This window comes from Streptomyces himalayensis subsp. himalayensis (assembly GCF_013778455.1).
Classification (GTDB): domain Bacteria; phylum Actinomycetota; class Actinomycetes; order Streptomycetales; family Streptomycetaceae; genus Streptomyces; species Streptomyces himalayensis.
Map to the genome: position 1 here is coordinate 48,398 of NZ_JACEHE010000024.1, position 22,376 is coordinate 70,773.

Annotated in this window: 16 protein-coding genes, 4 tRNA genes, 1 other RNA gene and 2 pseudogenes; 8 read left to right on the plus strand and 15 right to left on the minus strand. The window is 70.2% G+C overall.

What is annotated here, in order from left to right:
• Positions 1-35 precede the first annotated feature (35 nt).
• The 5 genes from H1D24_RS30700 to purS form a co-directional block, all read right to left on the minus strand.
• A complete protein-coding gene (locus tag H1D24_RS30700) occupies positions 36-902 on the minus strand; it encodes an META domain-containing protein (protein WP_309484496.1) in 867 nt (288 codons plus the stop codon).
• Positions 903-958: 56 nt separating this feature from the next.
• Positions 959-1,759, minus strand: a complete 801-nt coding sequence (locus H1D24_RS30705) for a maleylpyruvate isomerase family mycothiol-dependent enzyme (RefSeq protein WP_181660992.1) — start codon at positions 1,757-1,759, stop codon at positions 959-961.
• A gap of 129 nt (positions 1,760-1,888) precedes the next feature.
• Complete coding sequence (gene purL, locus H1D24_RS30710) at positions 1,889-4,192, minus strand: phosphoribosylformylglycinamidine synthase subunit PurL (RefSeq protein ID WP_181660993.1); 2,304 nt, start codon at positions 4,190-4,192, stop codon at positions 1,889-1,891.
• Complete coding sequence (gene purQ / locus H1D24_RS30715) at positions 4,192-4,896, minus strand: phosphoribosylformylglycinamidine synthase subunit PurQ (RefSeq protein WP_181660994.1); 705 nt, start codon at positions 4,894-4,896, stop codon at positions 4,192-4,194. Before purQ ends, purL begins: the two co-directional genes overlap by 1 nt.
• Positions 4,893-5,162 carry a phosphoribosylformylglycinamidine synthase subunit PurS gene (purS, locus tag H1D24_RS30720; RefSeq protein ID WP_067273899.1) on the minus strand — a complete coding sequence of 90 codons (270 nt, stop codon included), beginning with the start codon at positions 5,160-5,162 and terminating at the stop codon, positions 4,893-4,895. The genes purQ and purS overlap by 4 nt, the downstream gene beginning before the upstream one ends.
• A gap of 363 nt (positions 5,163-5,525) precedes the next feature.
• Here purS and H1D24_RS30725 point away from each other — a divergent pair, with 363 nt between their 5' ends.
• From H1D24_RS30725 to H1D24_RS30750, 6 genes and pseudogenes are all read left to right on the plus strand, one after another.
• The gene (locus H1D24_RS30725) at positions 5,526-5,876 is read left to right on the plus strand and encodes a histone-like nucleoid-structuring protein Lsr2 (RefSeq protein ID WP_181660995.1); all 351 of its coding nucleotides are present in this window, start codon (positions 5,526-5,528) and stop codon (positions 5,874-5,876) included.
• A gap of 237 nt (positions 5,877-6,113) precedes the next feature.
• Positions 6,114-6,185: transfer RNA gene (locus H1D24_RS30730), tRNA-Gly, on the plus strand.
• Between the two features lie 105 nt (positions 6,186-6,290).
• Positions 6,291-6,366 (plus strand) — tRNA-Gly (locus H1D24_RS30735).
• A 158-nt stretch (positions 6,367-6,524) separates the two neighbouring features.
• Positions 6,525-6,739 (plus strand): annotated as a pseudogene (locus H1D24_RS30740) (ABC transporter ATP-binding protein); the annotation flags it as partial.
• An 84-nt stretch (positions 6,740-6,823) separates the two neighbouring features.
• Positions 6,824-6,922 (plus strand): annotated as a pseudogene (locus H1D24_RS30745) (DNA-binding response regulator); the annotation flags it as partial.
• A gap of 23 nt (positions 6,923-6,945) precedes the next feature.
• Positions 6,946-7,021 (plus strand) — tRNA-Gly (locus tag H1D24_RS30750).
• A gap of 60 nt (positions 7,022-7,081) precedes the next feature.
• On the opposite strand, the gene H1D24_RS30755 is transcribed toward H1D24_RS30750, so the two are convergent.
• The 6 genes from H1D24_RS30755 to ffs all read right to left on the minus strand — a co-directional run bounded on the left by H1D24_RS30755 (position 7,082) and on the right by ffs (position 17,275).
• A complete protein-coding gene (locus tag H1D24_RS30755; protein ID WP_181660996.1) occupies positions 7,082-7,981 on the minus strand; it encodes a phosphoribosylaminoimidazolesuccinocarboxamide synthase in 900 nt (299 codons plus the stop codon).
• 162 nt (positions 7,982-8,143) lie between these two features.
• Positions 8,144-9,631 carry a N,N-dimethylformamidase beta subunit family domain-containing protein gene (locus tag H1D24_RS30760; protein ID WP_181660997.1) on the minus strand — a complete coding sequence of 496 codons (1,488 nt, stop codon included), beginning with the start codon at positions 9,629-9,631 and terminating at the stop codon, positions 8,144-8,146.
• A gap of 835 nt (positions 9,632-10,466) precedes the next feature.
• Positions 10,467-12,548 carry a hypothetical protein gene (locus H1D24_RS30765; protein ID WP_181660998.1) on the minus strand — a complete coding sequence of 694 codons (2,082 nt, stop codon included), beginning with the start codon at positions 12,546-12,548 and terminating at the stop codon, positions 10,467-10,469.
• Between the two features lie 553 nt (positions 12,549-13,101).
• A complete protein-coding gene (gene purD / locus H1D24_RS30770) occupies positions 13,102-14,361 on the minus strand; it encodes a phosphoribosylamine--glycine ligase (protein WP_181660999.1) in 1,260 nt (419 codons plus the stop codon).
• A 167-nt stretch (positions 14,362-14,528) separates the two neighbouring features.
• Complete coding sequence (locus tag H1D24_RS30775) at positions 14,529-17,033, minus strand: DNA polymerase III subunit gamma and tau (protein ID WP_181661000.1); 2,505 nt, start codon at positions 17,031-17,033, stop codon at positions 14,529-14,531.
• Positions 17,034-17,180: 147 nt separating this feature from the next.
• Positions 17,181-17,275, minus strand: an RNA gene (gene ffs, locus H1D24_RS30780) — signal recognition particle sRNA small type.
• 72 nt (positions 17,276-17,347) lie between these two features.
• On the opposite strand from ffs, the gene H1D24_RS30785 reads away from it, so the two are divergent.
• Positions 17,348-17,435: transfer RNA gene (locus H1D24_RS30785), tRNA-Ser, on the plus strand.
• Positions 17,436-17,576: 141 nt separating this feature from the next.
• Here the strand turns inward: H1D24_RS30785 and H1D24_RS30790 are convergent.
• The 4 genes from H1D24_RS30790 to H1D24_RS30805 all read right to left on the minus strand — a co-directional run bounded on the left by H1D24_RS30790 (position 17,577) and on the right by H1D24_RS30805 (position 21,558).
• Positions 17,577-18,077: a DUF5990 family protein gene (locus H1D24_RS30790; protein ID WP_181661049.1), complete on the minus strand. Its 501-nt coding sequence runs from the start codon at positions 18,075-18,077 to the stop codon at positions 17,577-17,579.
• Between the two features lie 176 nt (positions 18,078-18,253).
• Complete coding sequence (locus H1D24_RS30795; RefSeq protein ID WP_181661001.1) at positions 18,254-19,105, minus strand: alpha/beta fold hydrolase; 852 nt, start codon at positions 19,103-19,105, stop codon at positions 18,254-18,256.
• A 50-nt stretch (positions 19,106-19,155) separates the two neighbouring features.
• On the minus strand, positions 19,156-19,974 hold the full coding sequence (locus H1D24_RS30800) for an oxidoreductase (protein ID WP_181661002.1): 819 nt from the start codon (positions 19,972-19,974) through the stop codon (positions 19,156-19,158).
• Positions 19,975-20,547: 573 nt separating this feature from the next.
• Positions 20,548-21,558 (minus strand): alpha/beta fold hydrolase, encoded by a 1,011-nt coding sequence (locus tag H1D24_RS30805; RefSeq protein WP_181661003.1) that lies wholly within the window; start codon positions 21,556-21,558, stop codon positions 20,548-20,550.
• A gap of 235 nt (positions 21,559-21,793) precedes the next feature.
• Here H1D24_RS30805 and H1D24_RS30810 point away from each other — a divergent pair, with 235 nt between their 5' ends.
• Positions 21,794-22,372 (plus strand): TetR/AcrR family transcriptional regulator, encoded by a 579-nt coding sequence (locus H1D24_RS30810; RefSeq protein WP_181661004.1) that lies wholly within the window; start codon positions 21,794-21,796, stop codon positions 22,370-22,372.
• The last annotated feature ends 4 nt before the right edge of the window (positions 22,373-22,376 follow it).

Here is a 22,376-nt window from a genome sequence, read left to right on the forward strand (position 1 = left end):
TCTCCGCCGCGGTCACTCCTCCTTCTCCGCCGCGGTCACTCCTCCTCCTCCGCCCTGGTGGTGAGGCCCTTGCCGGAGTCCGCGGTCAGGGTCAGGACGTCGTGTTCCTTCTCGTATGCGACCTTCCCGTCCAGTATTTCCTTGATCGCGTTCTCTGTCCTCATGACGGGGGCCGAGCACAGCTTGCGGGTGGTCGCCAGACGGCCGAACTCGATCGTGCCCTGAGCGCCGTCCTTGACGGTGGCCTTGCCGGAGAAGGTGTTGCAGCCCAGGCTGCCGCGCACCGTGCCGTCCTTGGAGAGGACCAGATACGCCCTGCCGCGGGCGGCCTTCGGCAGGGACTCGGCGGTACCCTCTGCGCCCTTCCCGGTGAGCGCGTCGACCGTCCACTTGGTGCCCTTCAGCGGCGGGGCGGCCTCTGAGCGCAAGGTGATGCTGTCGCCGTTGTCGCTGGTCAGCGTGAGGGTCTTGGGCTTGCCCTCCGGTTCCGTGACCTTGGCCTTGAGATCGCCGTGGAAGATGCTGGTGAACCTCTCCTCGAAGTCCTGGACAGGGCCGGGACAGCCCATCTCGGTGCTCGCGAGGTCGGAGACCCTCACGAGGTCGCCCTCGACCTCCACGTCGGCGCCGATGCTGTTGCAGCCCACGGAGCCCCCGGACTGGCCACCGCCCTCGCCCGGCTTCGCCGCGCCGGGCTTGAACGTCACATGGGCGTTGTGCGCCTCCTCCGGCAGGGGGATGTCCTTACCGTCGACTGTGACCTTCTCCGGTACCCAGCGCGTGTCGGCAACCTGCACGTCGCCACCGACCTGGCCGCTGCCGGGCTGGTTGCCGCAGGCGGTCAGGGCGGCGGTGCCGAGCAGGGCCACGGCCGCGTACGTCACGTTCATCACTCGCTTCACGGCGATGTGACGTATGCGACACCGAGCGGGTTCCCTGTCGCACCGCATGAGATGCGTCATCCCATGAGGGGCAGGAGCGCGGAGAGGTCGGCCCGCTCGCCGCTCGCCGAGACATGGGCGGCAGCCAGCTCGGCTTCCCAGGTCGTTCGGCCCGTCGCCAGCCGGATCCAGGTCAGCGGATCGGTCTCGACGACGTTCGGCGGGGTGCCGCGGGTGTGCCGGGGGCCCTCGATGCACTGCACCACTGCGAAGGGCGGGACGCGCACCTCGGTGGAGGCACCGGGCGCCCTGAGGGCGAGCGCGTCGGCGAGCATCCGGGTGCAGGCGGCGAGCGCCTGGCGGTCGTACGGGATGTCGAGCCCGGCGGCGCGGTTGAGGTCGTCGGTGTGGACCACGAGTTCCACGGTGCGGGTCACCAGGTAGTCGCCGAGGCTGATGGCCCCGACGGGTGTGGCCAGCAGCCGGGTGTCGGGGGTGGCGGCCAGGTGCCCGGCGATGCGCTGCTCGGTGCGCGAGTAGAGCGCGTCGAGGTCCGGGGTGTCGCGGGCGAGTTTCCGGGCGCCTACGGCGATGTCGTCGGCGCGTGAGGCAGACGCGGAGAGCAGGTCCACCAGGTCCAGGTCGGCCTTCGCAGGCGCGTCCCGCTCGACGTTCCGGCTGACGCTCTCGACGGTCATGGCGATATGCGCGGCCAGCTCCCGGATTGTCCAGTCGCCGAGCTGCGCGGGGGCCGCCAGTTGCTGGTCCGTGAGGGCGCGTACGGCCTCTCGTACGGAGCCGAACTGGGTGAGGACGGCGGCGCGGATCTTCGCGGAGTCGTAGGAGCGGGTGCGGGTGCGCTTCTTGGCCGGCGGCATGGGGCGAGGCTAATCGGTCGGGGTGACAGCGGGCGCGGGCCCGGCAGAAGAGGAGAGCCACGACAGCCCCCGCCCGAAGCCGGGCGGGGGCTGTTCAGCGCATGGGCCGACGCATGTCCTGCGCGTGGGTCAGACCAGCAGCGCCGGGATCGTCTCCTCGTGCGCCGTGCGCAGCTCGGCCAGCGACAGAACGAACTCGCCCTGGACGTCGACCACTGCATTGGAATCAGACTCAGCGCCGTCGACGACACCGATACGGGTCACGGGCAGCCCGCGCGCCCCGCACATGTCGGTGAAGCGGAGCTCCTCGGAACGCGGCACGGCCACCACGGCGCGGCCCGCCGACTCGGAGAAGAGGAACGTGAAGGCGTCCAGGCCGTCCGGGACGACCAGGCGTGCGCCCGTGCCGCCGCGCAGGCAGGACTCCACCACGGCCTGGATCAGACCGCCGTCCGACAGGTCGTGCGCGGCGTCGATCATGCCATCGCGGGAGGCCGAGATCAGGATCTCGGCGAGCAGCCGCTCCCGCTCCAGGTCCACGGCCGGCGGCAGACCGCCGAGGTGGCCGTGGATCACCTGCGACCAGGCCGAACCGCCGAACTCCTCCTTGGTGTCGCCCAGCAGGTAGAGGAGCTGGCCCTCTTCCTTGAAGGCGACCGGCGTACGGCGGGTCACGTCGTCGATGACGCCGAGGACCGCCACGACCGGGGTCGGGTGGATCGCCGTCTCGCCGGTCTGGTTGTAGAGCGAGACGTTGCCGCCGGTCACCGGGGTGCCGAGCGTCTGGCAGGCATCCGCGAGACCACGCGTGGCCTCGGCGAACTGCCACATGACCGCGGGGTCCTCGGGCGAGCCGAAGTTGAGGCAGTCGGAGACGGCGAGCGGCTTGGCGCCGGTCGTCGCCACGTTCCGGTAGGCCTCGGCGAGCGCGAGCTGCGCGCCCGCGTACGGGTCGAGCTTCGCGTACCGGCCGTTGCCGTCCGTCGCGACGGCGACACCCAGGTTGGTGTCCGCGTCGATACGGATCATGCCGGAGTCCTCGGGCTGGGCGAGCACGGTGTTGCCCTGCACGAAGCGGTCGTACTGGTCGGTGATCCAGGACTTCGACGCCTGGTTCGGGGACGCGACGAGCTTGAGGACCTGCTCCTTGAGCTCGGCGCCGGAGGCGGGCCGCGGCAGCTTGTTCGCGTCGTCGGCCTGCAGCGCGTCCTGCCAGGACGGCCGCTCGTACGGCCGGTGGTACGTCGGGCCCTCGTGGGCGACGGACCGCGGCGGTACGTCGACGATCTGCTCGCCGTGCCAGAAGATCTCCAGCCGGTCGCCCTCGGTGACCTCACCGATGACGGTGGCGATGACGTCCCACTTCTCGCAGATCTCCAGGAAGCGGTCGACCTTGTCGGGCTCGACGATCGCGCACATGCGCTCCTGCGACTCGCTCATGAGGATCTCCTCGGGCGAGAGCGTCGCGTCACGCAGCGGCACGGTGTCCAGCTCGACGCGCATACCGCCGGAGCCGGCGCTCGCCAGCTCGGAGGTGGCGCAGGAAAGGCCCGCACCGCCGAGGTCCTGGATGCCCGCGACCAGGTTCTCCTTGAAGATCTCGAGCGTGCACTCGATGAGGAGCTTCTCCTGGAAGGGGTCGCCAACCTGGACGGCCGGGCGCTTGGCCGGGCCGGTCGACTCGAAGGTCTCAGAAGCCAGGACGGACACACCGCCGATGCCGTCGCCACCGGTCCGGGCCCCGTACAGGATGACCTTGTTGCCCGTACCGGACGCCTTCGCGAGGTGGATGTCCTCGTGCTTCATGACGCCCACGCACAGGGCGTTGACCAGCGGGTTTCCCTGGTAGCAGTCGTCGAAGACGACCTCGCCGCCGATGTTGGGCAGGCCCAGGCAGTTGCCGTAGCCGCCGATGCCCGCAACGACGCCCGGCAGGACGCGCTTGGTGTCGGGGTGGTCGGCCGCGCCGAACCGCAGCGGGTCCATGACGGCGACCGGGCGGGCGCCCATGGCGAGGATGTCGCGGACGATGCCGCCGACGCCGGTGGCCGCGCCCTGGTACGGCTCGATGTAGCTGGGGTGGTTGTGCGACTCCACCTTGAAGGTGACCGCGTAGCCCTGGCCGACGTCGACGACGCCGGCGTTCTCGCCGATGCCGACGAGCATGGCGTCGTTCTCGGGGGCCTTCTCGCCGAACTGCTTCAGATGGACCTTGCTGCTCTTGTACGAGCAGTGCTCGGACCACATGACGGAGTACATGGCGAGCTCGGCGCCGGTCGGACGGCGGCCGAGGATCTCGCGGATGCGCTCGTACTCGTCCTGCTTCAGGCCCAGTTCGGACCAGGGCTGCTCGACGTCGGGCGTTTCGGTGGCGTGCTTGACGGTGTCGAGATTGCGGGGGTACGGGGGTCGCTCCCCGGATGAATGCAGCATCAGACGTTGACCAGCTTCTTCAGGATCGAGGTGAAGAATCCGAGGCCGTCGGTGCGGCCGGTCCCGATCCCCGGCTCCACGGCGTGCTCGGGGTGCGGCATGAGGCCGACGACGTTGCCCGCCTCGTTGGTGATGCCGGCGATGTCGCGCAGCGACCCGTTCGGATTTCCGTATCCATCAGCGGCTTCGCCGCGGGCCAAGTAGCGGAAAGCGACCCGGCCCTCGGCCTCCAGCATGTCCAGCGTCCGCTCGTCGGCCACGTACCGGCCGTCGATGTTCTTGAGCGGAATGGAGATCTCCTGGCCGGCGGTGTAGTCGGCGGTCCAGGCGGTGCGGTCGCTCTCCACGCGCAGCTTCTGATCGCGGCAGATGAAGTGCAGATGGTTGTTCCGCAGCATCGCACCGGGAAGGAGGTGGCTTTCGGTGAGCACCTGGAAGCCGTTGCAAATGCCCAGAACCGGCAATCCGGCCTTCGCCTGGTCGATGACCGTCTCCATCAGCGGCGAGAAGCGCGAGATGGCTCCGGCGCGCAGATAGTCGCCGTACGAGAATCCGCCCGGCAGAACCACCGCGTCGACCTGCTTCAGGTCCTTGTCGCGGTGCCACAGCGGCACCGCCTCAGCACCGGCAAGCCGGACCGCGCGCTGGGTGTCACGGTCGTCGAGCGTGCCCGGGAAAGTGACGACTCCAATACGAGCGGTCACGACTCCACCTTTACAGCTTCGGCCTCTTCGACCTTTACGACGAAGTCTTCGATCACGGTGTTGGCGAGGAAGGTCTCCGCCATCTCGTGAATACGGGCGAGGGCGGCTTCGTCGAGCGGCCCGTCCACCTCGAGTTCGAAGCGCTTTCCCTGACGAACGTCGGAGATGCCCTCGAAGCCGAGGCGCGGCAGTGCACGCTGCACCGCCTGTCCCTGGGGGTCGAGGATCTCCGGCTTGAGCATGACGTCGACTACGACGCGTGCCACTGGCACTCCCGGTGTGTGGTGCGTGAGCAAGTGTCTTCAGACTACCCGGCCCCGATTTCTACTCGCGTAGACATGGAGCAACCCACGTGACCGCGATCACGATCCGGTATCGGCCCGGGCGTCTTCACGGAAAATTCAGGGAAAAAACCGCGGGGTCGCATTGCGCCTACGCTCCCCTACCGCCACCCTCACTCCGATACCGGACACGCGGACGTATTCAGTCGGGCTTCACAATGCAATGCCAAGCCCTGTACAAAGGAATTGGCAATAGCCGATACTTGCCCCGTACTTTGCTCAAAACTGCTGATCAGTCGCCATCACCGCACGTCAACGCAGTGATGTCGCTTGAAGGGACCGATATTCGTGGCGCAACGTGTCGTGGTCACCCTCTATGACGACATCGACGGCGGAGAAGCGGCGGAAACGATCGCCTTCGGGCTGGACGGCAGGTCGTACGAGATCGACCTCAATCCCGCCAATGCCAGGAAACTGCGTAAGGCGCTGGCTCCGTACATGCAGGCCGGCCGCAAGCGGACGGCCGCCGGGAAGTCCACCGGCGGGAGCGCGGGCAAGACGGCCGCCGACTACACGCACACCGCCGTCGCCGCGTCCCCCGCGGCGGTCCGCGCCTGGGCCCGCTCGAACAAGATGCACGTACCGCCGCGCGGCCGGATCCCGAAGAAGGTCTACGAGGCGTTCGACGCGGCGAACTGAGGGACGCGGGCGAAGGTGGCGTCGCCCTCGGTGGCGCCATCGGTGCCGGTGGGCGGATCGCCGCACCCACTCAGCGCCGGCGGGCGGGGCGCCGCCAGTACCGGAGGGTGGCGGTCAGAGTGACCCGGGCCCCGTCCCGCCCTCCCTCCAACCGACTTGCGCGGCACCCCCGCTGATCAGTTAGAGTCTGGATCACGCCGAGGGGCAAGGCCGAAAAGCCGCACCTCACGGGGTCTTGCGGGTGTAGTTCAGTAGCAGAACACCCCCTTTCCAAGGGGGAGGCGCAGTGTGCGATTCCTGTCACCCGCTCTGCATCGCTTACCGACCACGGTTTCCGACCCGGTTTACCGAGCACGGTTGTGGATCAGGTAGGCTGGTGCTCGCACCGGTCAGTGAAAGCTGATCGGGGGCAGTGCGGACGTAGCTCAGTTGGTAGAGCGCAACCTTGCCAAGGTTGAGGTCGCGAGTTCGAGCCTCGTCGTCCGCTCCAGCAGGAGAGGTCCCGGTCATCGACCGGGACCTCTCCTTTTGTCTTCATCCAGCTGTCCTCGTCCGGCTGCCCATCCGGCGATTTCTCTGACATTTGTCATGCGGAGTGATGACAGCGCGCACTGCTGCCGGCACTTGATCACTGGGACGCTGTTGGTCATGGACACGAACGAACACGAGCACGTGATCGAGATCACCGACCTGAGGCGTGTGTACGGGGGCGGATTCGAGGCTGTGCGCGGAATCACGTTCCGTGTGGGCCGCGGGGAGATCTTCGCGCTGCTGGGCACCAACGGCGGAGGGCGGCTTTCCCGTCGGAGCTGACCGTCGCGGAGACCGCGCGGATGTGGGCGGGCTGTACGCACAGGAGTCGCAACGCGAGGTGCCGGATGTCGTACGGGATATCGGGAGGCCGACCTCGGGTTCGAACTCACGGGTGCACAGGGTGTGCTGACGGCGGCCGGGGTCGGAACTATCTGGCGTCGGCCGTGTCCAAGCTCGGGGTGGAGAACCGTCATGCGGCTGTGCGTCTCGCTCGCGAGCGAGGTTGGGTATAGTAGCTCTCGCGCAACAGCGCAATGCGGACGTAGCTCAGTTGGTAGAGCGCAACCTTGCCAAGGTTGAGGTCGCGAGTTCGAGCCTCGTCGTCCGCTCCAGAACGAAGCCCCCGGCGGTCAGACCGCCGGGGGCTTCGTCGTTTCCGCGCGCTTGTCGGGCTACGACCAGGTGCTCCCGGTCAGCAGCTCGTACGCCTCCGCGTACTTCGCCCGCGTCGCCTCCACGATGTGTTCCGGGAGCGCCGGCGGCGGCTGCTCGCTCTTGCGGTCCCAGCCGGACTCGGCCGACGTCAGCCAGTCCCGTACGAACTGCTTGTCGTAGGACGGCTGGGCCTGCCCCGGCTGCCAGGCGTCGGCGGGCCAGAAGCGGGAGGAGTCGGGCGTCAGCACCTCGTCGGCGAGCACGAGCGCCTCGCCGTCGAAGCCGAACTCGAACTTCGTGTCGGCCAGGATGATCCCGCGCTCCCGGGCGATGTCACGGGCACGGGCGTAGACGGCGAGGGTCACCTGGCGCAGTTGGGCGGCGGTGTCCGCGCCCACCTGGCGCGCGACCTCCTCATACGACACGTTCTCGTCGTGTTCGCCGACCGCTGCCTTGGTCGCGGGCGTGAAGATCGGGGCGGGCAGCTCCGAGCCGTCGACGAGTCCCTCGGGGAGGGCCAGGCCGCACACCGTGCGCGACTGCTCGTACTCGACGAGGCCCGAACCCGTCAGATAGCCGCGCGCCACGCACTCGACCGGGACCATCCGCAGCGACTTGCAGATCAGCGTGCGGCCCTCCCAGTCGGCCGGCGCGCCCGGCGGCAGCTCTGTGCTCAGCACATGGTTCGGGGCCAGGTCGGCGAGCTGGTCGAACCACCACAGCGACAGCTGGGTGAGGATGCGGCCCTTCTCGGGGATCTCCGTGGGGAGCACCCAGTCGTACGCGGAGAGGCGGTCGCTGGCGACCATGACGAGGTCGCCGGCCTCGTTCTGGTACAGATCGCGCACCTTGCCGGTGTGCAGATGCACCAGGCCCGGAACCTCGATCGGTTCGGGCTTCTCAACGAATCCGGACACGGTTCCTCCCCGTGGTTCTGTCTGATGTGCTGCCTCGATTCTCCCGTATGCGTGCGGTGGCCCTTGCCAGGGGTCGACTGCGGCACGCCTGCGGTGGCCCGGTCAGGCGTGTGGGGAGGATGGCCGAGGGGGGAATGGACGCGCGGGGCGGTGGGGATCGCGTCAGGCGCGTTTGCAGATGCGGTCCAGGAGGTTGGCCGTGGCTCGCTGGATGCGTTCGTCGACGTGGCCCGGGCGGTCCAGCGCCGGGGACCATGCGAAGGTGCCGGACGCGAAGACGAGTGCGCCGGACGGGGCGCGGTACAGGGACGTCTCCTGGTGGCGCTGCACGCCCTCGCCGTCCTGGTACGGGGAGTGGGCCAGCAGGATGCGCCGCCGGTGCTCGGGGAGCACGGTCCGCGGGAAGTAGCGGTCGGCCTCGCCCGCGACCAGGCCGTCGATCTCGTCGCCTTCGTGCGCGCCGGTCGACTCCCACAGCCAGTGATCGGCGTTGCGGACGACGAGGGGGTGCGGCTCCGGCACGCGGCCCGCGTACTGGATGCCCATCAGCTGCTGCTCGGGCCGGTCGACCTCGCGCCAGAGCGCAGGCTTTCCCGGGCCTCTGCGCTTGCGGCAGGTCAGGAGGCGGTCCGGTGCGCCGGAGGGGGACGGGCCGAGCTCGACCTGCCAGTACATGGTGTTGGCGGACAGGAAGACGAGCGAGGTGCCGTGCTCACGGGCGAGCTCGGTCACGCGGCGCATCGGGACCGACCAGTACTCGTCGTGTCCCGGGAAGACCAGGCCGCGGTAGCGGGTGGGGTCGACACGGCCCGCGTGCAGATCGCGGGTGTCGGCGTACGCGAGGTCGTATCCGTACCGCTCGGCCCAGCGGATGAAGTCGTACGCGTGACCGACGTGGAGAGGCAGCCCCGCACCCGCGTACGGGCGGTCGAAGGAGACCGTCACGGCGGCCTCGCTCTCGCCGAGCAGCCGGCCGTTCTCGTCCCACGCGTGGTAGAGGCTGGCGCCGCTGTGGCCGTCCTCCGGGTAGAGGTTGTACGCCTGCCAGGTGATGTCGGGCAGGAGGAGGAGCAGATCGGCGGGCTTGTGGTCGCGGACGGTGAAGGGGACGTGGGAGCGGTAGCCGTCTGCGGTGGTCAGGACGGCGACGTATGCCCCGATGTTCCAGTACGACGGGATCTGCAGGCGCCAGGACAGCCACCAGTGATGACAGGAGACCGTGCGGTCGGCGGTGAGCGGGGGTGGCTGGACGATGCCGGAGAGGCGGGGGCTCGTGGTGATCTTCGCGGCGCCGTCGCCTTCGTAGTGCCCGATCCGGTAGATGTCGACGCTGAACTGCTGCGGCGGGTCGACGGTCACGTGGAAGTCGATCGCCTCGCCGGGGGCGGCCGCGCCGGTGGACGTGAACCCCTTGATCTGGCGGTGCACGTCGTCGGCGGTTCGGGGGCCGCCCGTACGGGGGGCCGGGATCCGTGCGGCGCCGGGGGCCGGTGCGTGGTCGACGTACCACGGGACCACCTGGCCGGTGTCGTCGAAGTAGTGCTCGCTGCCGCGGAGCCAGGGCAGGGGGCCCTGGCCGAAGGGGTCGGTCACGGCGTGCGCGAGGGCACCGGATTCCCAGCGGCGGATCACGGGCTGGGAGGAGCTCATCGGGGGCTGAGCTGGGGTCGGTGGTGGCTGGGGTGAGGTCGGTGGGGGCTGGGGTGAGGCCGGTGGGGGCTCGGGTGAGGCCGGTCGGGGCTCGGCTGACGCCGGTGCTGGCTCGGCTGACGCCGGTGCTGGCTGGGGTGAGGCGGCCAGGGACTGCTGTGAGGCGGCCGGAGGCTGCTGTGAGGTGGCCGGGGGCTGGGGTGAGGCGGCCGGGGGCTGCTGTGAGGCGGCCGGGGGCTGGGGTGAGGCGGCCAGGGACTGCTGTGAGGCGGCCGGGGGCTGGGGTGCCTTGGGGGGTAGTGGGTGGGCTTCGGCTTCTGACATCTGCGGGGGCACGGTCGGTCCCGGCTCCGTCCCCGCCGAGGGGCCGGTCGACTTCGGGGGAGGGGTCGGATGCGGCCGCTCGGTCGGCTGCGTTTGCGCCGCCGGCCGCGGCTCTGCCTGCGGCTGCGACTGCGCCGACGGCTGCGACTGCGTCGGTGGCTGCGGTCGTTCGGTCCGCTTCGGCCGCTGCTCCGTCTCCTCCGGCCTTGTGCCCTGCTCGCCACGATCCGGCCCCATTGCCTGCTCCCCTCCCTCATGTCCCGGAGTCCTTGTCCTTGCGTGCGCCGTATCCCGGAGAACTTGTGGATCGGACGCCATACGGCCGCGCATCAGTCGGCCGATACCCAGCACATCACATTACGCACTCACTCCGTCACCGTTCGTTGTGAATTGACTCGATCCGGAGTGGGCAGCCTCCGGGTCGGCCGGCGTGGGACGGAGCGCCGCCAGACGAGTACTGCTATGCCCGGCCGTCGACCCACGGCGGCTGTCCGACGCCATAACGGGCAGGTCAGACCAGCCGTACCGGCTTCTCCGGGCGGACTCCCAGGCGTGCGATCCAGCCACGCAACGGCTCCGGATCGCCGTCTTCCACAAGTCTCAGAACCAGCGGCGTAAGGTCCGCCGCGCGTTCGCCGCCGACCAGGAGCGCCGGCCCGTCGAGCCAGTCGAGGCCGGGAGCGGCCCCGGCGGTGTCCACGGCGGCGCAGCACACCATCGCCGTGACATGGTCGGTCAGCAGCTCACGGCCGGTACGCGGCGGCTGTGACGGGAAGAGCGGCAGCATGCCGTCGTCCCACAGGCCATCGCCCCCTCCCGTACCGGCGCCAGGAGTGCTACCGGAACGATCCGCCGCAGCAGAGCGCGCGTCCGGGGACGCGGACTCCTCCCGGGCCAGCTCCGCGCTGAGACACGCCGCGAGGGCTTCGCCCCGCCCGTGTTCGCCATGCGGGGGTATGCCGGGGTCGGCCACGTCGGTGCGGGCCGCGTCGGAGTCGGCCATATCGGTGCAGGCCGCGTCGGAGCCGGTGTTCGGGGGGGCCTCCGCGCGGGCGCCTCCGTCTGCGCCGGCACCCGCATCGGCACCGGCACCGGCACCCGCCTCGGCACCCGCATCGGCGCCGACTGCGCGGGGCGCGGGCGATGCGGCAGCAGGTGCCGGCTTGGGCGTCGGGCCGTACGTAGGCGCGGTGGGAGCAGCCGGGGACGGGGAGCCTGGAGCTGCGGTGCGTGGTGGAGCTGCGGCGGGTGCTGCAGGTGTCGAGCTTGTCGACGGGCCGGTGCCGCGGACGGTGAGGTGGTCCATCACTCGCGCCAGGGTCGGACCCTCCGAGTGGGGCGCCGCGGCGTGTCCGGCCGTGCGGGGCAGAGGCCACAGGGCGTCCAGTACACGATGCAGGCGCGCCGCGTCCGTACGCCACTTGCGGTCGACCACCTCGTCCGGATATTCCTGCCAGCTCACCGGCGCCCAGTCGGGCCCCGGCTCCGCAGGCCCGCCGTGGAAGAGGTGGGCGGCGAGCAGGGACGCCGCCTCGTCCACCGCGCCCGGCTCCTCCAGCAGATCACAGGCCGGCCGCTCCCCGAGCCGGGAGGCGAAGCCCTCGGCGAGGCGGTCGCGGCGCGAGAGCTCGGTGAGGGCGGCCACCACACCCGCGTCGAGCCGGGACGGCCAGCGCCCCATCCGCCATGCCGGCAGTGCGACCCGTGTCAGAAGCCGGTCCCATCCGGCGTACGCCAGGCCCACCTGTTCCTGAGCGACGATCCGCAGACCGTAGTCCACAGCCTGTGCACGCTCGGCGGCCGCTGCCGCCACACCCCGCTCCATCTCGGCCGCATGCCCGCGACAGCTGCGCAGCAGGAGCCGGGCCACCCACCCGACGGACGCGAGCACCGCCCGGGACAGCGGCCCCCTCCTGGGTACGGACGTCACCGCGACCGCCGCGTCCAACCCTCGTACGAAGCGTCGGGCCGCGGATATGTCGGGGTGCGCGGAAGGCCCCGTACCAGCGACGACCGGGGCGAGCACCGCCCGCAGTTCACCGACGCGCATCCACCACAGGAACGGGGATCCGATGACCAGGACCGGCGCCGCCGTGCCCCGGCGCGACCGGGCCGATGCCGTCTGCACGCCGCGTATCGCGCCACGTATGTCGTCTCTTCCTTCGGCAGCAGGCGGGCCGTGCGCCGGGTGGGTGCGGTCCTCGAGCCAGCTGTCGCAGTCCGGGGTCAGCGCTATCGCCGAGGGTGCGGGCACGTCGAGCCGGTCCGCGAGGTCCCTCACCATCCGGTAGAGGTCGGGGGCGGACGCCTCCGGGATCGACACTGTGGGACTCACCGCCGGTCTGGAGCGGGCTATGACGAGAGCAACGCCCGCTGCGGCGACCAGCACGGCGACGGCGAGCAACGTCACGATCCACCGGAGGGCGTCCCAGCCACGGCCGCCCATATGCCCGGTGGCGCCGCCGGCCAGCAGTACGACGGCGACGGCGGCGGGCAGCAGAGCAACGGCCAGCGCCCTGCTGCGGATGCGCAGCACGGCGAGGGCCCGGGAGCGCGCGACCTGCGCGCCCACCTCCACAGCCATACCGGACACGACCGGATGTCACCCCCTAGTGCCCGCCCGGCGCGTGCTGTGCCAGCCACCGCCGTCGGACGTCCTTGGCGTTGCTCACTCCCCCACTGTGGCACCCACCACTGACATCGCAATGCCGGTGGGCCAAGTGCCGGAACGCTTGCGCCGCACCCTAGTTGGGGCTCCCGCCCGCGTCAGCCGGATGGGTCAGCGCTCACTCGATGGAGGGGCTTTGGGTAGAGGTGGATGACAGGTGGGTGAGGCTTGGGCCCTGAATCGGAGGGGATCCGGGTGTCGGGGCTGTGGGCTGGGCGCCGGAAGTCTCCGGGGCCGGGGCCGACGGCCCGGGGCTGTGGCCCCACGGCCGGATTCTCCGGTGCAGGCCGACGGCCCGTCGGCCGGAGCCCGGACTCTCCGAGTCCGAGGCCGACGGCCCGGGACGGTGCCAGGGCAGGAATCTCCGAGCCCGAGCCCGAGCCGGAGCCGGAGGCCGGCAGCCCGTGCTGTGGCCGGGGCCGGATGCACCGGTCCGGGGGTCCAGGGCTCAGGCATGCGGGCCCCCGGAATCGGAGCTTCAGTCCCCAGCGGCCTCCGCCGCCTTCGCGGCGATGTCCGTGCGGTGCTGGGAGCCTTCCAGCTGGATGCGGGACAGCGCCGTGTACGCGCGCTCGCGCGCCTGCGTGAGGTCCGCGCCGGTCGCTGTCACCGACAAGACGCGCCCGCCCGCGCTCACGACGGCGGGGCCGTCCTGCTTCGTGCCGGCATGCAGCACGTACGCGTGGGGGGCATCCTGCGCCGCCACCTCGTCGAGGCCTTCGATGGCGTCACCGGTACGCGGCGTGCCCGGGTAGTTGTGCGAGGCGACGACCACCGTCACGGCGGCGTCGTCGCTCCAGCGCAGCGGCTCGAGGTCGGCCAGCGTGCCGTTTGCGGCGGCCAGGAGCACCCCGGCGAGCGGCGTCTTCAGACGCGCCAGCACCACCTGGGTCTCGGGGTCGCCGAAGCGCGCGTTGAACTCGATGACCCGTACGCCGCGCGCGGTGATCGCCAGACCGGCGTAGAGGAGACCGGAGAACGGCGTACCGCGCCGCCGCAGCTCGTCCACCGTCGGCTGCAGGACGGTCTGGAGGACCTCGTCGACCAGCTTCGGGTCGGCCCACGGCAGCGGCGAGTACGCACCCATGCCGCCGGTGTTCGGGCCCTCGTCGTTGTCGAGGGCGCGCTTGAAGTCCTGCGCGGGCTGCAGGGGAACGACGGTCGTACCGTCGGTGATCGCGAAGAGCGAGACCTCCGGGCCGTCCAGGTACTCCTCGATGACCACGCGGTCGCACGCGTTCGCGTGGGCCCTCGCGGCCTCGATGTGGCCCGTGACGACGACGCCCTTGCCCGCGGCGAGGCCGTCGTCCTTGACGACGTACGGGGCGCCGAACGCGTCGAGCGCCTCGTCCACCTCGTCCGGCGTGGTGCACACGTAGCTGCGGGCGGTGGGGACTCCGGCCGCGGCCATGACCTCCTTGGCAAAGGCCTTGGACCCCTCCAGCTGCGCCGCCTCCTTCGAGGGGCCGAAGCAGGGGATGCCCGCCGCGCGCACGGCGTCCGCGACGCCGGCCACGAGCGGCGCCTCGGGGCCGACCACGACCAGGTCGGCCTCCACCTCCGTGGCCAGGGCGGCGACGGCCGCGCCGTCGAGGGCGTCGACCGCGTGCAGCTCGGCCACCTCGGCGATGCCCGCGTTACCGGGAGCGCAGTGCAGGGCGGAGACGTCGGGGTCGAGGGACAGAGAGCGGCACAGGGCGTGTTCGCGGGCGCCGCTGCCGATGACGAGGACCTTCACGGCAGCCAGCCTAACCGCCGACGGCGTATGCGCTTGTACGGGCTTCCGAAGGTGGGGGTGGGGAGCGTTTGTGCGTTCCTCCAGCCTGCCGCCCCGCCGACGCGCTCAAACGTTGGAGAACTCGCCCTGTTCGTTGGACTACTCCGGTGTTCGCTGGAGTACTCCCCCTACTCGTTGGAGTACTCCTCCACGACCGTCGCGCCCAGCTCCCGGACGATCAGGTCATGGCCGGACAGGGCCGACTCGTCGAGATCCGGGTCGTCGGCCTCGGGAACGTCGTCCTCGGGGGCGACATGGCGCCGCTCCGCCTCGCGGCGCTCCGGCTCGGAGGGCGAGGACTGCGGCGGCCCTGGCCGCGCGGGCGCCGCCGAAGCAGGGGGCTGGGGCTGGGCATGGGCGGGGGCCTGGGCCGAGGGAGCGGCCGGTCGCGGAGCCGAGGCCGGTGGCTGCTGAGCGACCGGGCGCGGCGTGGCCGGTCCACCGCCACCCGCGGCGAAACCGCTGTTGAACCCCCCGCCGGAGGCGGGCGGCGATGCGGCACCGCCACCCGACGGGTCGACGATCGCCTCGACCTTCCACTGCACGTTGAACTGCTCGGCCAGCGCCTGACGCAGTACGTCCTCGCTGCCACTGCTCGCGAAGTTGTCCCGGGCACCGGCATTGACGAACCCGAGCTGCAGGGTCGTCCCGTCGAACCCTGTGACCTGGGCGTTCTGGCTGAGCAGGATCCAGGTGAAGCGCCTTCGGTTCTTGACGGCCTCGAGGATGTTCGGCCACAGGGCTCGCGGGTCGAGGCCTCCGGAGGCGGGCTGCTGCGCGGACGATGCCGGCGGCTGCGGTGCCTGCGGCGGCTGCGCGGGCCCTGCCGAGGGCGCATACGGCTGTGGACCCGACTGGGCAGATGCGGTCACCGATGGCGTGGAGCCGCCGGGCGAGGTGCCACTGGTCGCGGCTGCCCCCGCCGGGCCGGTTCCACCACCCGCCGCTGCCGCCGTGGGCCAGCCGCCCGGACGCCGCCCGCTGCCCGCCCCTGCTGCGGCCGCCGTCGGCCAGGCCCCAGGTGCGGACCCGGAAGACACAGAAGGTGCCGAAGGCGCAGAAGGTGCAGAAGGTACTGAAGGTGCTGAGGGGCCGGAAGGCGCTGAAGGCCCGGAAGATGCTGGGCGCCCAGAAGGCGCTGAGGGCCCGGAAGGCGCTGAAGGCCCGGAAGGCGCTGAAGGCCCGGAAGGCCCAGAGGACCCGGACGTGCCGGAAGGGGCCTCCGCCAGGTTCGGGGACGGGGCGTCCGCTCGGGGCGCGGCGGCATCATGCTGAGCCGCGGGCACGCCCGCGGGCGCCGGGGAAGCCTGGGCGGGAGTCCCCTCTCCGCCGGCACCCCCGCGTACCGCCGCCCGCGCCGCCGCGGGCCCGCCGCCAGGAGGAACAACCGGTCCGGCGGCCGGCGCCATCGGGGCGTGGGCGTCGGGCCCGGGAACATAGCCCATCGCCGGCCCGGCCCCGCCCGGTACGAAGTTCCCCCCGCGCTCGAGCCGGTCGAGGCGGGCCAGCACGGAACGCTCGTCGTCGTATGCGGCGGGCAGCAGGACGCGCGCGCAGATCAGCTCGAGCTGAAGGCGTGGCGATGTCGCGCCGCGCATCTCCGTGAGCCCCTCGTTGACGATGTCGGCGGCACGGCTGAGCTCGGCGCCGCCGAAGACTCCCGCCTGCGCCTGCATGCGCTCAACGAGGTCGACAGGGCCGTCGATGAGTCCCTTCTCCGCGGCATCGGGCACCGCTGCCAGAATGACGAGGTCGCGCAGCCGCTCCAGAAGATCGGCGACGAACCGCCGCGGGTCGTTGCCCCCCTCGATGACGCGATCCACGATCTCGAAGGCCGCCGCGCCGTCACCGGAGGCGAAGGCTTCCACGACCGAGTCGAGCAGGGACCCGTCGGTGTACCCGAGGAGGGCCGTCGCCATGGCATACGTCACACCCTCCTCACCGGCACCGGCGAGCAGCTGGTCCATGACGGACATGGAGTCACGCACGGATCCGGCACCGGCGCGCACGACGAGCGGGATCACTCCGTCCTCGACGGGGATGTTCTCCTTCCCGCAGACCTCGGCCAGATAGTCCCGCAGGGTCCCCGGCGGGACGAGCCGGAAGGGGTAGTGGTGCGTCCTCGACCGAATCGTCCCGATGACCTTCTCGGGCTCGGTCGTGGCGAAGATGAACTTGAGGTGCTCCGGCGGCTCCTCGACCACCTTCAGCAGGGCGTTGAACCCCGCCGAGGTGACCATGTGCGCCTCGTCGATGATGTAGATCTTGTAACGGCTGGCGGCCGGCCCGAAGAACGCCTTCTCTCGCAGGTCACGGGCGTCGTCCACGCCACCGTGCGACGCGGCGTCGATCTCGATGACGTCGATCGAACCCGGCCCGTTCCGCGCCAGGTCCCGGCACGACTGGCACTCGCCGCAGGGCGTCGGTGTGGGCCCCTGCTCGCAGTTCAGACACCGCGCGAGGATCCGGGCACTGGTCGTCTTGCCACAGCCGCGCGGCCCGCTGAACAGGTACGCGTGATTGACCCGGTTGTTCCGCAGCGCCTGCTGCAGCGGGCCGGTGACATGCTCCTGCCCGATGACCTCGGCGAACGACTCCGGGCGATAGCGGCGGTACAGCGCGAGAGACGACACGCATACGAGGTTATAGGCGCCCACTGACAACACGGACTGCGCGCGGACGGCTTCGAGAACCCTTCCGGCCTCGTCAGAGCGGCTCCGGCAATGTGCGTGGCCGCCAGTCGCCAGGTGTCCGTCACAACGAGTCACACGGTGCAGACGCAAAGCGCCCCCCACGCACCCGCCAGAGCCAACCTACCCTTGCTGCCTTCCGGCCCTGGGGGAGTTCAGTCAGATAGCGCCACGTGAGGGGCTCTGCACAGGGTACCCGATTCCACGGGCGCGAACGAGTTCGCGAGCACCGCCCGCCGTCATGTAATGTTTCCGGCGGAGGATTCGCCTAGAGGCCTAGGGCGCACGCTTGGAAAGCGTGTTGGGGGCAACCCCTCACGAGTTCGAATCTCGTATCCTCCGCCAGTGCCTCACCGGGCACGATGTCGAAGGGCCCCACCGTTCGCGGTGGGGCCCTTCGTCGTGCGTGGTCTCAGTTTTGGTCTCAGTTGCTGTGATTGGACCGGGGTGGACTTCGGCGAACAGTGATCTGGTTCACCGTGACGGTCACTCGTTCTCGGCGGGTTCGGCGGATTCCGCGGTCCAGGCGATGCGCGGTGGCACGACACTTGCGCACAGGGGCCCGCCACGCATGTCAGTCAGTCCGAGGCGGCCTACCAGCAGACCGGTGAGTGCAGCGGCGTCGAGTACGTCGGCGGGCACGGCGTCGAGCATCAGCTTGGCGCGGCGGAACATCGTAAAAGTGCCGGAGTCATCGACGGTTCCCCACGACAGGTAGACGAACCGAGCTCCTGGGCGTCCCTGAACGTAGGGTCCTTTCACGTCGGTGCCGCCAGGTGAGGCCGCCGTGGTGCACGCCAGGGTCCAGGTCGCCGAGGCAGCGTCGCCAGGCTTGGGGTCAAGGAGTTCAGCCGGACGGTCGCGGCGTTGCACGGCGACGTGGATGTTGCGGTACGCCGGAACGTCGTCGCGTGCGAATGCTCCGGGTGGGCAGGTGAGCCCGGGAAGGTCGACAGCGTCGATGCGGATGCGCATGTCGGCCATCATCCGCGCGGGGCGCTGCTTGGCCCAGCTCTCCGTGTGGTGCGGCGGTGGGGACATCTCCGACGGCAAGCCTGTACCTGGGTAAGTGCCTGGCACTCAACTGCACGATGACTCTCCTCGGTGCGGGAGGCGTCCCGACTTTGTCGTGCCTCCTGGGGGGCCGGTGTCCGTGTGAACGGTCAGTCGGCGAGGAAGGCGCTCACCTGGCCGGCGAAGTCCTCGGCGTGTTGGAAGAGGAAGGCGTGGCCGGCGTCGCTGTAGGCGACGAGGGTGGCGTCGGGGACGTACTGGACGGCGGTGTAGGACGCCAGGGCGGGGATCATCGCGTCCTTGATGCCGGTGGCGTACAGAACGGGCTGCCGGATGGTTGCCAGGTCCGCTCGCACCTGCTCGAAGGGGATCGACGCGTCCTTCGCGATCGCGGCCATCTGACCCATGGCCGCCGCCTCGGACACGTCGGCGAGCCCGGTGGCCAGCCGTGTGGCCACCCTGGCGAGATGCTCGTACCCGGCGGCGCGCCCGGTGTCCGTCTCGGGGAAGAACAGGAACACAAGGTCGTCCCCGGTGGTCTCGGGCTTGGTAATGGTGGCCCGCACCTTCGGGTCCGGATCGGGAGCGCCGGGCACCGTGCCGCCGGGATTGGCGGCCGCCACGACCAGCTTGCGCACCAGGTCGGGCCGAAGGCGGGCGATGTGCTGGGCGATGGTGCCGCCCAGAGTCCAGCCGAGCAGGTCCACCTGGGGCAGACGGAGAGCCTCGATGAACTCGACGGTGCCGTCGGCCATCCCCTCGACCGAGTCGCGCGGGGTGCCGGTGGTGTAGCCGGTGCCGACGTTGTCGAACACGATCACGTCATGGCTGGCGGCGAGGTGGTCCAGGAACTCCGGGTCCCACCAGTCGAGGGTCCCCCGGACCCGGTTCAGCAGGACCAGCGGGACACCGCCCCGCGGGCCGATGCGCCGGTAGGTGAACGTCGCGGAGGGTCCTTCCACGGTGAGGTCCTCGGCCGCGTCTGCAATGTATGTGCTCATGGCGGGGTTCGCTTTCCTGTCGATGTGTCGTGGAGGTCTTCTGGGAGTCGTCAGGCGGGCAGGTGGTTGAGCTTGCGCAACTGCTGGTCGAACATGCGGGAGGGGACCATGCGGCGCATGGTGCGGACGCGTCCGGTCATGGCGCCGGCGGTGTAGCGCAGCTTGGGCTTGGCGTCGGTGGCCGCCGCGACGATCTCCTTGGCGACGACGGCGGGGTCGTCGCCGCCCTTGACCGCGCCGGCCATGTACTCCTCGAAGGCGAGCCGCCGCTTGGCGTAGACGTCCAGGGGCTGGTCGGGCCGCACGGTGGCCGCCTCGATCGCGGTGTTGGTCCAGGCTGGTTCGACGAGCAAGGACCGTACGCCGTACTCGCGTACCTCGTGGTCGACGGACTCCGAGTAGCCTTCGACGGCGTGCTTGGAGGCGGCGTAGACCGCCATGTAGGGCTGCGGCATGAACCCGACGATGGACGAGATGTTGACGATCCGTCCGCTGCGCTGGGCGCGCATGTGCGGCAGGACGGCGTTCGTCATGCGGATGACGCCGAAGACGTTGATGTCGAAGAGGCCCTGCGCCTGCGCGGCGGAGCTCTCCTCGGCGGCGCCCGCCGAGCCGATACCCGCGTTGTTGACCAGGACGTCGATCCGCCCGAACCGGTCGATCACCTCGCCGACCGCAGCGGTCACCGAATCGTCGCTGGTCACATCGAGGTCGAGGAAGGTCACGCCCTTCACCGGGGTGACGTGCACGGTGTTGCGGCTGGTGCCGACCACGTCGTAGCCCGCCGCGGCCAGCGCGAGCGCGGCTGCCTTTCCGATGCCGGAGGACGCACCCGTGATGAGGGCTACCGGTCGTGTCGTCGTTGCCATCTCGGACTCCTGACTCAGGGGATCGCGTGTGTCTTGCCGTGTAGGGGATCGCTTCCGGTGTCCCCTCAATCGGTTTCATCAATGTATCAGGTTTTCCTGTAGCAGCAACAGTAGAGCATCAATTAATCGGTTATCCGTAGCGTCAACGTATCCTCTACGGAAGGTCAACGGATGGGCTGACGCTGCCGGGCAGGGGTCGTTCCAAGGTGCCGCCGGCTCCATGAAGCAGACCCGCGGACGGCGGGCTGAGCTGCAACGACGTGTTGGGCCGGGCGGACACGCAGGCCGTCGCCGTGACGGCCAGGACGACGCACCGACCCTTTCGCGGCCAGCACGCGCCACCGGCCGCGGGGGCGCCTCAGTCGCCCATTGGGCCCATGGCTTCGATGGCGGCGCAGATGTGAGCGAATGGTCTGGGGTGCGCAGTCGTGACGCGGAGGGCTGCGAGGGCGCCGGGGGACTCTCTGCGTGGCTCTGCCCCGCCGGACGGGGCTCCGGCGGGGCAGGTGTGTTGATCGGCCGTCACCGTGTGCGGTGTCGGTGACCGTCTCGCGGTGATGGATTGATGGGTTGTCAGTGGTCGAGGAAGGTGTTCACCTCGGCGCCGAACTTGGCGGCGTACTGGAAGAGGAACCCGTGGCCGGCGTTCGGGTAGATGCTGAGCTGGGCGTTGGGGAGGTACTTGGCCAACAGGTGGGAGTTCTTGGGGGGCATCAGGATGTCGCTGTCCCCGTCTGCGACCAGCGTGGGCTGGAAGAGGGCGTTGAGCCGCACCAGCTTGGACTTGTCCGGGATGCCCCACTCCGACATCGCGGTGAGCTGCGCGTCGCGGGTCTGGAGGCTCGCGGGCGCGTCGTGGTCAGTGGTGCGCTGGCCGAGGCGCTGCAGGAACTCAGTTCCGGCGGCCTGGCTGGATGCGGTGTTCTTGAAGAACAGGAAGAGGAAGTCGGCAGGGCCGGGGTTGTCCGCCAACGCGCTCGCCAGCACCTTGGGGTCGGACGCCCTCTGGTCGACCCCGCCCTGCGGGCCGGTGCCGGCCAGGACGACGCGACGGACCTGCCAGGGGCGCCGCAGGGCGACCTCCTGAGCCACCTGGCCGCCGAGGGAGAAGCCGAACACGTCGTAGCGGGGCAGCTTGAGGGCGTCGATGAAGTCGATGGCGTCCAGGCTCATCTGCTGGATGGTGCTGGGCGTGGTGCCGGTTGAGCCGCCGACGCCGACGTTGTCCACGAGGATGACCTCGCGCTTGGCGGCGATGGTGTCGATGAGCTGGGGGTCCCAGTTGTCGAGGGTGCCGCGGTAGTGCTGGAGGAAGAGCAGGGGCACGCTGCCGGCGCTGGGGTTGCCGAAGCGCCGGTACTGGTAGGTGACGCCGTTGGCGGCCTTGACGCGCAGGTTGGGGGCGGTGGCGGCGCTCTGGGGGCTCTGCGTCTGTACGACCGCGTGACGGGTGACGCTGGAGCTGTCGCTCACTGCGCTCGCCACACTCGGCGCGGCGCCGGCGACGGCGGCGACGACCGACATGGTGGCCAGCGCCACTGCGGTGCGTCGGGAGACACGGGTGCGTAGCTTCGTTGTGGGCATGCCAATTCCTTGAGTCGGGTTCGGATGTCTCCTCCGGCAGGGGAGACGGGATACCGGTCGTGAGCGACGGTCGTGCAGATGCCCGCTCCGTCGGTGCGGCGCGATCCCTTAACGGTGTCACTAAGGTATCAACTATCGCCAGAGTTGCAACATCAGAGAATCAATTAATGAGATACCCGTAGCGTTCACGTATCCTCTACAGGGGACCGGATAGCGAACCAGACAGGAGACAGACATGGGCCGAGCACTGCGGGCAGATGCCGAGCGCAGTGTGCGCGCGATTCTGGAGGCGGCCGAGCAGGTCTTCGCCCAGGACGCCGGCGCCTCCATGGAACAGGTCGCCGAGGCGGCGGGACTGACCAGGATCACCGTTCACCGCCGCTTCGCGAACCGGCAGGCCCTCCTGGAGGCGCTCGCCGTCTCCGCCAAGCAGCAGCTCATCGACGCCATCGAGGAAGCCCGGCCGGACGCCGCTCCCGCACTCGTGGCGCTGCACCGAGTGACGGCGAACGTCCTACGGGTCAAGAACACCTGGCGCTTCACCCTCAGCCACGCCACCGCTCACACCCCCGCCGCAGCCGGCCTCTGGGGCGAGATCAACACCCACACCGTCGATCTCATGAACCGGGCGCAGCGCGAGGGGCTACTCGCCCCGGACGCAGACCTGGAGTGGACGCGGCAGGTGTACTACGCCCTCCTCAGCGAAGCCATCAACAGGCCCGGCGCGGAGCAGGACCCTGCCGCGCAGGACCCGGACGCACTGGCCACGCTCGTCATCGACACCCTCCTGCACGGCGCGGGGCCACGCGGCTAAGTCG

Bases quoted from the DNA above. Each gene is read 5' to 3' on its own strand.
- purL (WP_181660993.1), bottom strand. From the start codon at position 4,192: ATGCTGCATTCATCCGGGGAGCGACCCCCGTACCCCCGCAATCTCGAC.
- H1D24_RS30790 (WP_181661049.1), bottom strand. From the start codon at position 18,077: ATGATGGCCGACATGCGCATCCGCATCGACGCTGTCGACCTTCCCGGG.
- H1D24_RS30810 (WP_181661004.1), top strand. From the start codon at position 21,794: ATGGGCCGAGCACTGCGGGCAGATGCCGAGCGCAGTGTGCGCGCGATT.
- H1D24_RS30795 (WP_181661001.1), bottom strand. From the start codon at position 19,105: ATGAGCACATACATTGCAGACGCGGCCGAGGACCTCACCGTGGAAGGA.
- H1D24_RS30705 (WP_181660992.1), bottom strand. From the start codon at position 1,759: ATGCCGCCGGCCAAGAAGCGCACCCGCACCCGCTCCTACGACTCCGCG.
- H1D24_RS30760 (WP_181660997.1), bottom strand. From the start codon at position 9,631: ATGAGCTCCTCCCAGCCCGTGATCCGCCGCTGGGAATCCGGTGCCCTC.
- H1D24_RS30805 (WP_181661003.1), bottom strand. From the start codon at position 21,558: ATGCCCACAACGAAGCTACGCACCCGTGTCTCCCGACGCACCGCAGTG.
- H1D24_RS30800 (WP_181661002.1), bottom strand. From the start codon at position 19,974: ATGGCAACGACGACACGACCGGTAGCCCTCATCACGGGTGCGTCCTCC.